Genomic DNA, 12,945 nt, shown 5'->3' on the forward strand with positions numbered 1-12,945 from the left:
GAACGGCCCTGCTTCAAGCCATTCTCGAAGCCAGCGTAGATTGAATTTACAAAACCACGCACACATTAAATGAGTGAAATAACCTTATATTTGCATATCGGAGCCACCAAGACGGGTACGACAGCCTTACAGCGATTCCTTGAGCAAAACGCCTCAAGGCTAGTGAAGGAGTTTGGGGTTTTATACCCCAAGCTTGATGACAGAAGTTTTTTTGAGCGCTGGCGAGACCGCCAACGGCGGTGGCAGGGAAGCTATTTTGAGAATAGCGATGGTTCTGACGACGTTAATATCCTTGCGGGCTGCATTGAATACTGCAAGCGCAAATCCCTCAAGTCAATCGTGATAAGCCATGAGGGCTTCCTGGTGAATTGGCATGAGCGGATGGGGGAATTAGCGGGAAAACTGGATGCCGATATTAAGGTCATTTGTTATGTCAGAAGGCAGGATCATCATTTGGAATCGGCATGGAAGCAATGGGGCCATAAATTCACGTCTTCCCACCGGATTATCGAATCGTTATCCACCCACGAGGCGATGTGGGGGGGATGGCGGCTAACCGACTGGGATGTATTGCTTCTGCCGTGGGCGCGGCACTTCGGGCGCGAAAACATTATTGTGCGCCCCTATGAGAAGCGACAAATGAGCGACGGGGTGTTGTCGGATTTCCTCAAAACCATCCAGGTGGATTGGCCGGGAAAACCGACATTGCCGGAGAATGAAAACGCTAATACGGGGCTGTCCCGCGATGCGGCGGAGTTCTTATCCCTGTTGTCTTTGAATAAAGATGGCGATAAGGACAGCGTGAATCACCGGCTGCATAATATTGTCTATAGGATTTTATATGACCATTATCGGAACCAGCCGTTTGAATCGCATTCCATTCTGTCCCCCGCCGAGCGGCTGGAGATATTGAATAAGTATGAGCATTCCAATCAGCAAGTGGCTAGAACCTATTTAGGGAGGGCGGATGGCCGCTTGTTTTATGAGCCATGGCCCAGTGTTGATGAGGCTTGGGAGCCTTATGAAGGGTTGACTTTGGAGCGGGCTATATCAATAGTCACAACCTTATTGCACGGTATTTATAGTAAATTTGGCTTTTATATTAAGGTTTATTATAAGCTCAAGGCATGGGGTAAAGCGCTTAAGTCTTTATCCCGGATAAATCCCTTTTAGGCGGGGGAGCATAGACGAAGGAGGCGCATCGGGCGGGGTGGGATGATGCGCTTCGTGCCTCAGCGCATATGGCCCTTAATCCAGTAACTCAATGCACCCCCGCCCGCATCTTCCTCAATACCTCGTCCGACACCCGCATCAGCCGACCATCGGGCTGCAATGACAGCCGTCCGGTCTCGACCTGCCCCAGCCGCTCCAAACCCCACTGGCTCAGTCGGCACACATCCCCGTTCTGCACCACCCGCGCCTCGGGCACATGGCAGTCCCGCGCAATCTCCGCATTCGCGGCCAAATGCCGGGGCGTGCCGTGGACCGGAATCACCAGCGGCGGACGCACCCAACCATACAGCCGCCGCAGGTCGTCTTGGGCGGGATGGCCCGACACATGAATGTGGGCCTCGTGGTCGGTGACGAGCCGCACGCCCAGCGACCGCAGCCGCTGGTGGACCCGCTCCACCGGACGCTCGTTGCCGGGGATCATCCGCGACGAAAAAATCACCATGTCGCCGGGGTCCAGCAGCAAATCGGGATGGCGGTCCTCCGCTAGCTTGGTCAGGGCCGAGCGCGGCTCGCCCTGGCTGCCGGTGCAGGCGGCGAACACTTCCTCGCGGGGCAGATGCCCCAGAAACCGGCCATCCACCAGGGCGGGCAACGCCTCCGGCCAGTAGCCGAGGCCACGGGCCACCGCCACCATGCGTTCCATGGCCTGCCCCACCACGCCGAACCGCCGCCCCAGCACTTGCGCCACCCGCGCCAGCGTCACCAGCCGGGCCACATTGCTAGCGAACGACGTAACGACGATCCGTCCCGCCGCCTGCTTGCCCACCTCACGCAGCGGCTCGAACAAGCCGCTTTCCGAACCGGTGTGGCCGGGCACGACGGCGTTGGTGGAATCACAGACCACCGCCAGCAGCGGCTCCCGTTGCAGCGCGTGCAGCCGCCGATGATCGTAGCTCTTGCCAATCACCGGGCGGTCGTCCAGCTTCCAGTCGCCGGTGTGCAGCACCGAGCCGACCGGGGTTTGGAGCAACAGCGCGTTGGGTTCCGGGATGGAATGGGTCATGCCGATGTATTCCACCGTGAACGGGCCGACCGCCACCCGCTGGCCGATTTCCACCTCGATCAAGGGCGCGTCGTCGAGTCCGGCGCGGGCCAGCTTGGCGCGCACCAGCGCCGCCGTGAAGGGCGTGGCGTAGATGGGGCAGCGCAGGCGCGTCCATAGATAGGGGAGGGCGCCGATGTGGTCCTCGTGGCCGTGGGTCAGGAGTATCCCCGCGAGGCGGTCGCGGCGGTTGGCGATGAAGGCCGGGTCGGCCATCAGCACGTCGTGGTCGGGGAAATCGTCATCGCCGAAGGTCAGGCCCACATCGACGGCGATCCAGGCGCCATCGTGGCCGTACAGGGTGAGGTTCATGCCGATTTCGCCGGTGCCGCCGAGGGGCAGGAACAGGACTTCGTTGGTGGCTGGGTGGATGGATTGCATGATGGATTCGATGGCTCAAGGTTCCGGCGTCACGGGGAAACGCCCGCGTCGGTGGCGGGCTTCATGGCTTGGCGATGCGTCGCCCGAACGCTTCGACGTCATTCCAGTCGGTGAATTCCACCACGGTGGCGGGATCGGTCGGCCCGCCGGTCAGCCACATAATCAGCCGGATGATCGAGCGGTCCCAGAAGCCGTATCTCGGATAATCCAGCTTGCCCGCGAACACCGCCAGTTCCTTGGGGTGCCAGGGAATGCGCTTGAGGAATTTCCGCACATAGGGGTTGGTGTCCGGCTGGTTCTTGCCGGGCTTGCGGGCCACCAGATTGACCGAGAAGAAGGCGTTGGGCTTGGCATCCAAGGTGGTCGCGTGGCGCTGGATGAAATCGACGACGTGCGGGCTGTGCTTGCCATAGCGGATGCTCGCGCCGATGACGATTTGATCGAAGCGGGAAAGGTCAAGCCTGGTGGCTTCCTCAATGGGGGCTAGGACGACTGAGTGCCCGGCTGATTCAATGGTTTGTTGCAGCCGATGGCAAATCGTCAGGGTGTGGCCGTCGGTGGTGGAATAGATGATGAGTATGTTGGTCATGGTGTTTCGACGCGCCCGCTTGGTGCGTGGGTTCGTGGTCCCGCCATTGCAGCAAGAGCCGCTTGAAGGCGGGACTACGAGCGTTATAGGTTCAAAATCCGCCCGTGGCTGTCTCTACAAGCCACTGACTACGCCATTCAGGAAACAATCCCGGTTCGACTTTCCGAACCCCGCACATTATTATGCGGAAGTTTACGTATTCCTCATTCGAGAGTTTTGCCCGGAGGTTTGACCCGCTATGGAACCCACGCTTCCTGATCTTCTGCTGTCCGGCGGCAAGCTCATGCTGATTGGCATGGGCATTGTATATCTCTTCCTGGCCCTGCTGGTGTGGATCATCGGCATCACCGCCAAGCTGCTGCGACGCTATAACCCAGAACCCGAGACGCTCCCGGCCCGCGCGGGCGCGGGCACCGCTTCCGGCCTCAGCGAAGCGGACGTGGTGGCTGTCATCGCGGCGGCCATCCATCGCCACCGGAACCGCTGAGCCGCCCGGCACGCATCCCGATCAAGACATAAAGCTCTTAAAGATCATAAAAGATAAGGAGTCCATTCGATGGCCAATCGCTTAGGCATCACCGACGTCGTGCTTCGCGACGCGCATCAATCCTTGCTGGCAACCCGGTTGCGCATCGAGGACATGCTTCCGATTTGCGAGAAGCTGGACCAGGTTGGTTTCTGGTCGCTGGAAGCTTGGGGCGGGGCCACCTTCGACGCCTGCATCCGCTACCTGGGCGAAGACCCGTGGGAACGCCTCCGCGCCCTCAAGCAAGCCCTGCCCAACACGCCGCTACAAATGCTACTGCGCGGCCAGAACTTGTTGGGCTACCGCCATTACGCCGACGACGTGGTGGATAAGTTCGTCGAGCGCTCTGCCGTCAACGGCGTGGACGTGTTCCGCATCTTCGACGCCGTGAATGACCCGCGCAATTTCGAGCAGGCCGTCCGCGCCACCATCGCCGTGGGCAAGCACGCCCAAGGCACGATTTCCTACACCGTCAGCCCGGTCCACACCATCGACATGTGGGTCGATCTCGCCAAGCGGCTGGAGGACATGGGTTCCCACTCCATCGCCATCAAGGACATGGCGGGGCTGCTCAAGCCCTACGTGGCCTTCGAGCTGGTCAGCCGCCTGAAGGAAGCCGTGGCGGTGCCCATCCACATGCAATCCCACGCCACCACCGGACTCAGCACCGCGACCATCCTCAAGTGCGCGGAAGCCGGGATAGACAACGTCGATACCGCCATTTCCTCCATGAGCATGACCTACGGCCACAGCGCCACCGAGGCGGTAGTTGCTGCGCTCGAAGGCCAGCCCCGTGACACCGGCCTGAACCTCCTGCTGCTGGAAGAAATCGCCGCCTATTTCCGCGAGGTGCGGAAGAAGTACGCCAAGTTCGAAGGGAGTCTCCGGGGCGTGGATAGCCGCATTCTGGTGGCCCAAGTGCCCGGCGGTATGTTGACCAATATGGAAAGCCAGTTGAAGGAACAGGGCGCGTTGGACAAGTTCGACGCGGTGCTGGAAGAAATCCCCCGCGTGCGCGAGGACTTGGGTTTCATCCCGCTGGTCACGCCCACTTCGCAGATCGTCGGCACCCAGGCAGTCATGAATGTGGTGATGGGCGAGCGCTACAAGACCATCACCAAGGAAACCCAGGGCGTGTTGAAGGGCGAATACGGCGCGACGCCCGCCCCGGTCAACGCCGAGTTGCGGGAGCGTGCCCTGCAAGGCGCCGAGCCCATCACCTGCCGCCCGGCGGATTTGCTGGAGCCAGAGATGGACAAGCTGACGGCGGAAGTCCACAGCAAAGCCGCCGCCGAGAACGTCACCCTGGCGAGCGACGAAGTGGATGACGTGCTGACCTACGCGCTGTTCCCCCAGGTCGGCTGGAAATTCCTGCAAAACCGGGGCAACGCATCCGCCTTTGAACCGGCGCCCACCGCCAGTGGCGAGGTCAAGGTGGCGGCGGCGACCGAATTCGATGTCACCGTGAATGGCCGGGTCTACCGGGTCAACGCGGCCAACGAAGGCGTGCTGTCGGTCAACGGCCATGATTACAAGGTCGATGTGACGCCCGCCGTCGGCGCCGTGCCGGTGGTCCGCCCCGCCACCGTGGTGGGCGGCGAAACCGTCAAGGCGCCCATGGCCGGCCACATCCTGCGCATTCTGGTCAAGGAGGGCCAACACGTCGCCGCCAACGCGGTGGTGATGGTGATGGAGGCCATGAAGATGGAGACCGAAATCCGCACCCGCCATGGCGGCGTGGTGGCGAATATCGCCGTCAAGGTCGGCGATACCGTCGCCGCCCAAGACGTCCTGCTTGAACTGGAATGAGGTGAGTGATGGAAGCCTTGATTCAACTCTGGGAAAGCACCGGCCTCTCCAACTTTCAGCCCGGCCAGGTCATGATGATGGCGGTGGGTTTCCTGCTGCTATACCTGGCGATCAAGAAGGAATTCGAGCCGCTGCTGTTGCTGCCCATCGGCTTCGGCGCGGTGCTGAGCAACATCCCGGTGGCGGGCATCGCCGACGAGGGCGGGCTGCTGGCTTATCTCTATCTCGGCATCAAGGCGGGTATCTTTCCGCTGTTGATCTTCATGGGCGTTGGGGCGATGACCGACTTCGGCCCCATGCTGGCGAACCCGAAAACCTTGCTGCTGGGCGCGGCGGCGCAGTTCGGCATTTTCGGCACATTGCTGGGGGCGCTGGCGCTTAATCTGGTGCCGGGGCTGCATTTCACCTTCAAGGACGCCGCCGCCATCGCCATCATCGGCGGGGCGGACAGGCCGACCTCGATTTATGTCGCATCCAAGCTCGCGCCGGATTTGCTTGGGGCGATTGCGGTCGCGGCCTATTCCTACATGGCCTTGGTGCCGCTCATTCAGCCGCCCATCATGCGCGCCCTGACCACGCCGGAGGAGCGCTTGATCGAAATGGCGCAGCTCCGTCACGTCAGCCGCATAGAAAAGATTATTTTCCCCGGCGTGCTGCTGATTTTGAGCGCGATGCTGTTGCCCTCGGCGGCGCCGCTCATCGGCATGTTTTGCTTGGGGAATTTGATCCGCGAATGCGGCGTGGTGGAACGCCTGAGCAAGACCGCCCAGAACGAACTCATCAACGTGGTGACGATCTTCTTGGGGCTGTCGGTGGGGTCCAAGCTCAGCGCTGGCCAATTCCTCCGGCCCGAGACGCTCGGCATTCTGGTGCTGGGCGCGTTGGCGTTCAGCTTTGGCACCGCGTCCGGGGTGCTGATGGCGAAGCTGATGAACATCATCACGCCCGACAACAAGGTCAATCCGCTGATTGGCGCGGCGGGCGTGTCGGCGGTGCCGATGTCGGCCCGTGTCGCCAACAAGGTGGGGCAGGAATCCAATCCCCATAACTTCTTGCTGATGCACGCCATGGGGCCGAACGTGGCCGGGGTGATTGGGTCGGCGGTGGCGGCGGGGGTGTTGTTGGCGCTGGTGCGGTAGGGTATTTGAAGTGACGTAGGTCGGGCATGTACTCATGCCCGACATTACCTGTCCGCACCGCAAACGTCGGACATGGGAATACATGCTAGACCTCAGCCCTTTCAAAGTGGTTTACCGGGCTAACGAAGTCGGGTTATGTAAGCCCATGATTTTGCTGTGGCCCGTGTCAATGTTGGCAGCGCCTTACGCTTCGGTACAGAAAAATGGTATTTGCAAGTCGTTGATTTAGAAGCTCTATTCTTGCACTTTGAAAGGGCTGATGCTAGACCTGCAAACTTGCCGCGCCCATTTCAGCCGTAGCGGACTACTATGGAATTCATCCTTTTCATCGGCATTCAGGCCACAGGCAAATCCTCCTTCTACCGGGCACGCTTCGCGGACACGCACATCCGCCTGAATCTCGACATGCTCCGCACCCGGCACCGCGAACGGATTCTGTTCAACGCCTGCCTAACGGCCAAGCAGCGGGTGGTCGTGGATAACACTAATCCGACCCGCGCCGACCGGGCCGTGTATATTTCCGCCGCGCTCGATGCCGGTTTCACGGTGGTGGGTTACTTCTTTGAATCCCGTATGCAGGACACCTTGCGCCGCAACGCCCAGCGACCGGACCCACAGCGGATACCGGAAAAGGGCGTCCGGGGCGCCAGCGCCCGGCTGGAGCTTCCAAGCCTCTCCGAAGGCTTCCACCGGCTGTTCTTGGTCCGGCTGATCGAGGCCACCCACGATTTCGAAATAAAGGATTGGTGCCATGAAATTTGATGATCTGGACAAGAAGATGCGGATCTTCGAGACGGCCCATGACCACTGCGTGCTTCCCGAGCTTTACATGGTGGCGCGGCTCGATGGCCGGAGCTTCACGCGGCTCACCAAGGAAACCCATCGCTTCGAAAGCCCCTTCGACACCCGGTTCCGCGACCTGATGGTGGAAACCGTCAAGCACCTCATGAACGTGGGATTCCGCGTCATTTATGGTTATACCGAGAGCGACGAAATCTCCCTGCTGCTGCACCGCGCCGAGAACTCGTTCGGGCGCAAGCTGCGCAAGATCACAACCATCCTGGCCGGCGAGGCGAGTGCCAAGTTCTCCCTGTTGCTCGGGGATGTGGGCTGTTTCGATTGCCGCGTCTCGCAGCTACCGACCCCGGAACTGGTGGTCGATTACTTCCGCTGGCGCAGCGAGGACGCCCATCGGAACGCACTGAATGCGCACTGCTATTGGACCCTGCGCAAGGAAGGCCAAGACGCCCGGGCCGCAACCAGCCATCTCCTGAAAATGTCCGTCCCCAGCAAAAACGAACTGCTGTTCTCACGGGGCATCAATTTCAACGAACTGTCCGCCTGGCAGCGCCGGGGCACCGGCGTTTACTGGAAAACCTATCTGGCCGACGCCAAAGACCCCCGCACCGATGCCCCCCGTGCAAGCGGAGCGGCGGCGGTTGCGGGTGGACCACGAGTTGCCCATGAAGGACGCTTACGGGGATTTCATCCGATTGACTTTGGGCGACCTGTAAGAGTCGCGCCAAGTTGAGGGGGCGGCACCGGAAAAATGGCGGGATGCGAAGTTGTGTGGGCGGTTATTTCGCCAAAGCCACCGGCACAAACGGACTGGCCGGATTCACCGAAAGGGTTTGCGTCGCCGGATGCAAAACCAAATCCATCATTTCCATCGGCACCGCGCCAAACAAAGGCTCATCGCCGAATACCAAGGCGGATAAATCGCAATACCTTCCCGCGAAATGCACCCGCAAAGGCCCGACCATCGGGACGCTTTTCCGCGTGCCGTCCGCCAATATCACTTCCCGCCGACTCACTTCCTCAAGGTCATATCCCAATTGGATCGCGATATGCTCGGGAATAATCATGAACACCGCGCCGGAATCCACCAAGGCGCGGATAGCCATGCGGTGTTGCGAAAACAGGTTTTCGACTTCGACATTCGCGTAAGTGAGTCCCACGGTTTGTGCGCTCCTTAAAAGTCAGTGTCGGGTAAAAATTATCAGCCGAAATTCTTCAATCCCAACACATCCTGCATGTCGTATAGCCCCGCCGGCCGCTCCATCAGCCAGCCAGCGGCCCGCATCGCGCCCTTGGCGAAGGTCATGCGACTGGAAGCGTTGTGGGTAATCTCGATGCGCTCGCCTTCGTCCGCGAACATGACCGTGTGTTCGCCCACGATGTCCCCGGCGCGGATGACCGAAAAGCCGATGCTTTTGGGATCGCGCTCGCCAGTGTGGCCTTGACGCGAAAACACGCCGTTTTCTTCCAGCGTTCTACCCAATGCCGCCGCGATGACCTCGCCCATGCGCAGGGCGGTGCCGGACGGGGCGTCCACCTTGTGGCGGTGGTGGGCTTCGATGATTTCGATGTCGGTGGTCTCGCCAATGACCTTCGCGGTGATTTCCAGCAGCTTGAGGCACAGGTTCACGCCGACACTCATGTTGGGGGCCAGCATGATGGGGATGTCCTGGGCGGCCCGGTCAATTTCTGCCCGCTGTTCGGCGGTGAAGCCAGTGGTGCCGATCACCAGGCGCTTGCCGCGCTGTCGGCAAAGTTCCAACGTAGCGAGGGTCGCCTCGGGGCGGGTGAAGTCCACGATCACATCCAAGTCATTGATGGCCATGGCTAAATCGTCGATGATCGGAATATCCAGCTTTTGAAAGCCCGCCACTTCGCCGGCATCGGCACCAACCGCTGGGCTACCCGCCCGTTCCACGGCGGCGCTCAGGACCATTGAGGGGGTGGCGAAGCAGGCGCGAAGCAGCGCATGGCCCATGCGGCCAGCGGCGCCCATGATTCCGACTCGGATCATTGTGGTTTCTCCATTTGCCAAAGGTTAAAAAAAGTGGGCGCTTTTGGCGCCCACTGTGAGTTTGAGCCACGCTTGAAACCCCTCATGCTAAGCTCGTGACAATAATCGGCGGGCTTTCAGCAATCTTTAGATTACAGACCAAGCTTGTCGAAGAATTGTTTTACGCCATCCAGCCAGCCATGCGCTTGGGGGCTGTGATGGCTGCCGCCGCCGGTCAGGGATTCGTCCAGCCTGCGGATGAGATCGAGTTGTTCCTTGTTGAGATGGACGGGCGTTTCGATGCGGACCCGGCACAACAGATCGCCCGCCGGGCCACCGCGCACCGGCTTCACGCCTTTGCTGCGGAGCCGGAACAAGCGGCCCGTCTGGGTTTCGCCCGGAATCTTGAGCATCACCTTGCCGTCCAGCGTCGGGACTTCCAATTCTCCGCCCAAACACGCGGTCGGGAAGCTGATCGGTACCTCACAATAAAGGTTGGCACCATCGCGGGTGAAGATGGGGTGTTCTTTCACGCTGATTTGCACGTACAAATCACCGGGAGGCCCGCCCGCGTCGCCCGCCTCGCCCTCGCCACCCAAGCGGATGCGGTCGCCGGTATCGACGCCAGGGGGGATTTTGACCGAGAGGGTCTTGGTTTCCTGCACCTTGCCCTGCCCGTGACAGGCGCGGCAGGGGTCTTTGATTTGCTTGCCGCTGCCCCGGCAGGTGGGGCAGGTCTGCTGCACGGCGAAAAAGCCTTGCTGCATTCGGACGGCGCCGTGGCCTTGGCAGGTGGGGCAGATGGTCGGCGAGCTGCCTTTCTTAGCGCCGGTACCGCCGCAGGTGTCGCAGTTGACTAGCGTCGGAATACGAATCTTGGTCTCGGTACCCGCGACGGCCTCTTCCAAAGTGATTTCCAGGTTGTAGCGGAGATCGGCTCCACGCTGAGCGCGACTGCCACCGCCCCCGCGCCGCCGTCCACCACCTTGGCCGAAAATGTCGCCGAACACATCGCTGAAGATGTCGCTGAAATTCTCGCCGCCGAAGCCATGGCCCCCCGCCGCGCCCATGGAAGGGTCAACCCCGGCGTGGCCGAACTGGTCATAGGCCGAGCGCTTCTTGGGCTCGGACAGGACGTCGTAGGCTTCCTTGATCTTTTTGAATTGCTCCTCGGCCTGCGGGTTGTCTTGGTTGCGGTCGGGGTGGTACTTCATCGCCAGACGGCGAAAGCTCTTTTTTATTTCGTCGTCGCTCGCGTTGCGGGCCACGCCCAAGAGTTCGTAATAGTCTTCTTTCGCCATGTGTTTCAATCCGCAACCGGCCCCCATTCGCCGGGCGATAAACCGTCAGCGAATGGGTCCGGTGGAACAGGGGTCTTGCCGATTAGCAATCGGTTTGAAGGGGGTTACTTGCGGTCTTCCTTAACTTCTTCAAACTCCGCGTCCACCACATCGTCGGCGGACTTGCCGCCGCCCGCCGAGGCGGATTCGCCGCCGGGGGCCGCGCCCGGAGCTTCGCCCGATTGGGCGTACAAGCGTTCGGCGAGTTTACCGGAAACCTCCGTCAAGTGCTGGACTTTGCTGTCAATAGCGTCTTTATCGTCGCCCTTGATGGCTTCCTTCAACTCGCTGACGGCGGCTTCGATGGCGCTCTTTTCATCCGCGCTGGCCTTGTCGCCGACGTCCTGCAAGGTCTTGTTGGCGGCGTGGATCATGGCGTCGGCGTGGTTGCGGGCCTGCACCAAGTCATGCAGCTTCTTGTCCTCCTCGGCGTGCAACTCGGCGTCCTGCACCATCCGCTTGATTTCGTCCTCGGAGAGACCCGACGAGGCGGTGATGCGGATCGACTGCTGCTTGCCGGTGGCCTTGTCCTTAGCGGAGACGTGCAGAATGCCGTTGGCGTCGATGTCGAACGTCACCTCGATCTGCGGCACGCCGCGCTGCGCGGGCGGGATGTCGGCCAAATCGAAACGACCCAAGGACTTGTTGTCCCGCGCCATTTCGCGCTCGCCTTGAAGCACATGAATTGTCACCGCCGTCTGGCTGTCTTCGGCGGTGGAGAACACCTGCTGTTGCTTGGTCGGGATCGTGGTGTTCTTCTCGATCAGCTTGGTCATGACGCCGCCCAGGGTTTCGATACCCAGCGACAGCGGGGTCACGTCCAACAGCAGCACGTCCTTGACCTGGCCGCCCAACACGCCGCCCTGAATGGCCGCGCCGAGCGCGACGGCTTCGTCGGGGTTCACGTCCTTGCGCGGTTCCTTGCCAAAAATCTCCTTCACGATTTCCTGAACTTTGGGCATCCGGGTTTGGCCACCCACCAGGATGATTTCGTCGATTTCGCTGGTCTTGAGGCCAGAATCCTTCAGCGCGGTTTGGCAGGGGCCACGGGTGTTGAGGATCAAGTCCTCGACCAAGGCTTCCAGCTTGGAGCGGGTCAGCTTCAAATTCAGGTGCTTCGGGCCGCTGGCGTCGGCAGTGACATAGGGCAGATTGATCTCGGTCTGCTGGCTGGACGACAGCTCGATCTTGGCCTTTTCCGCCGCTTCTTTCAGGCGTTGCAGGGCCAGCGGATCGTTGTGCAGGTCGATGCCGTTGTCCTTTTTGAACTCGTCGCAGATCCAGTCGATGATCCTAAGGTCGAAGTCCTCACCGCCCAGGTGGGTATCGCCATTGGTGGACAGCACTTCAAACTGATGCTCGCCATCGACCTCGGCGATTTCGATGATGGAGATGTCGAAGGTGCCGCCGCCCAGGTCGTACACGGCCACCTTCATGTCGCCATGCTTGCGGTCCAGACCGAACGCCATGGCGGCGGCGGTCGGCTCGTTGATGATGCGCTTGACTTCTAGCCCGGCGATGCGACCGGCATCCTTGGTGGCTTGGCGCTGGGAGTCGTTGAAATAGGCCGGCACGGTGATGACGGCTTCTCTGACTTCTTCGCCCAGGAAGGCTTCCGCGTCCTTCTTCATCTTCATCAAGACGCGGGCGGAAATTTCCGGCGCGGCCATCTTCTTGCCGTTGACCTCGATCCAAGCATCGCCGTTGTCCGCTTCGACGATTTTGTACGGGACCAGATGGATGTCCTTCTGCACCACCGAGTCCTTGAAGCGGCGACCAATCAGGCGCTTGACCGCGTACAAGGTGTTCTTCGGGTTGGTGACGGCCTGGTGCTTGGCCGACTGGCCCACCAGGATTTCGTTGTCGGAGCTGTACGCGATGATGGACGGGGTGGTGCGGGCGCCTTCGGAATTCTCGATGACGCGGGGCTTGTCCCCGTCGAGGATCGCCACGCAGGAATTCGTGGTGCCCAAGTCGATGCCGATGATTCTTGCCATGTAAATCTCCAGTCTTGTCTAGGTCTTGTGAGTGACGTGATTACGCTTGTTGGTCGATATGGGGGCGGGCCGGTTTATTTCAAGTTGGTTTTTTCGGC

12 protein-coding genes are annotated in these 12,945 nt (G+C 60.5%); 6 read left to right on the top strand and 6 right to left on the bottom strand.

All coding sequences use genetic code 11. The features are described from left to right. Positions 1-69: 69 nt before the first annotated feature. Positions 70-1,173 (top strand): hypothetical protein, encoded by a 1,104-nt coding sequence (locus ACXWUF_RS00160; protein WP_458492616.1) that lies wholly within the window; start codon positions 70-72, stop codon positions 1,171-1,173. An 88-nt stretch (positions 1,174-1,261) separates the two neighbouring features. On the opposite strand, the gene ACXWUF_RS00165 is transcribed toward ACXWUF_RS00160, so the two are convergent. Beyond that, positions 1,262-2,656, bottom strand: a complete 1,395-nt coding sequence (locus ACXWUF_RS00165; protein WP_458492617.1) for a ribonuclease J — start codon at positions 2,654-2,656, stop codon at positions 1,262-1,264. Between the two features lie 61 nt (positions 2,657-2,717). After that, the gene (gene hemG / locus ACXWUF_RS00170; RefSeq protein ID WP_458492618.1) at positions 2,718-3,245 is read right to left on the bottom strand and encodes a menaquinone-dependent protoporphyrinogen IX dehydrogenase; all 528 of its coding nucleotides are present in this window, start codon (positions 3,243-3,245) and stop codon (positions 2,718-2,720) included. Positions 3,246-3,483: 238 nt separating this feature from the next. Here hemG and ACXWUF_RS00175 point away from each other — a divergent pair, with 238 nt between their 5' ends. The 5 genes from ACXWUF_RS00175 to ACXWUF_RS00195 all read left to right on the top strand — a co-directional run bounded on the left by ACXWUF_RS00175 (position 3,484) and on the right by ACXWUF_RS00195 (position 8,250). Beyond that, complete coding sequence (locus tag ACXWUF_RS00175; RefSeq protein WP_458492619.1) at positions 3,484-3,732, top strand: OadG family protein; 249 nt, start codon at positions 3,484-3,486, stop codon at positions 3,730-3,732. Between the two features lie 69 nt (positions 3,733-3,801). Further along, the gene (oadA, locus tag ACXWUF_RS00180) at positions 3,802-5,580 is read left to right on the top strand and encodes a sodium-extruding oxaloacetate decarboxylase subunit alpha (RefSeq protein ID WP_458492620.1); all 1,779 of its coding nucleotides are present in this window, start codon (positions 3,802-3,804) and stop codon (positions 5,578-5,580) included. Positions 5,581-5,588: 8 nt separating this feature from the next. Further along, positions 5,589-6,719 (top strand): sodium ion-translocating decarboxylase subunit beta, encoded by a 1,131-nt coding sequence (locus tag ACXWUF_RS00185; protein ID WP_458492621.1) that lies wholly within the window; start codon positions 5,589-5,591, stop codon positions 6,717-6,719. A 309-nt stretch (positions 6,720-7,028) separates the two neighbouring features. Next, positions 7,029-7,481 (top strand): AAA family ATPase, encoded by a 453-nt coding sequence (locus ACXWUF_RS00190; protein WP_458492622.1) that lies wholly within the window; start codon positions 7,029-7,031, stop codon positions 7,479-7,481. Next, on the top strand, positions 7,471-8,250 hold the full coding sequence (locus ACXWUF_RS00195; RefSeq protein ID WP_458492623.1) for a tRNA(His) guanylyltransferase Thg1 family protein: 780 nt from the start codon (positions 7,471-7,473) through the stop codon (positions 8,248-8,250). Before ACXWUF_RS00190 ends, ACXWUF_RS00195 begins: the two co-directional genes overlap by 11 nt. Before the next feature lie 46 nt (positions 8,251-8,296). Here ACXWUF_RS00195 and ACXWUF_RS00200 read toward each other — a convergent pair whose 3' ends face one another. The 4 genes from ACXWUF_RS00200 to dnaK all read right to left on the bottom strand — a co-directional run bounded on the left by ACXWUF_RS00200 (position 8,297) and on the right by dnaK (position 12,847). Then, positions 8,297-8,677, bottom strand: coding sequence for a clan AA aspartic protease (locus ACXWUF_RS00200; RefSeq protein WP_458492624.1), 381 nt, complete (start codon positions 8,675-8,677; stop codon positions 8,297-8,299). Between the two features lie 41 nt (positions 8,678-8,718). Next, a complete protein-coding gene (dapB, locus tag ACXWUF_RS00205; RefSeq protein ID WP_458492625.1) occupies positions 8,719-9,531 on the bottom strand; it encodes a 4-hydroxy-tetrahydrodipicolinate reductase in 813 nt (270 codons plus the stop codon). A 131-nt stretch (positions 9,532-9,662) separates the two neighbouring features. Continuing rightward, positions 9,663-10,811, bottom strand: a complete 1,149-nt coding sequence (gene dnaJ / locus ACXWUF_RS00210; RefSeq protein ID WP_458492626.1) for a molecular chaperone DnaJ — start codon at positions 10,809-10,811, stop codon at positions 9,663-9,665. Positions 10,812-10,915: 104 nt separating this feature from the next. Then, positions 10,916-12,847, bottom strand: a complete 1,932-nt coding sequence (gene dnaK / locus ACXWUF_RS00215; protein WP_458492627.1) for a molecular chaperone DnaK — start codon at positions 12,845-12,847, stop codon at positions 10,916-10,918. Between the last annotated feature and the right edge of the window lie 98 nt (positions 12,848-12,945).

This window comes from Methylomagnum sp. (assembly GCF_054333355.1).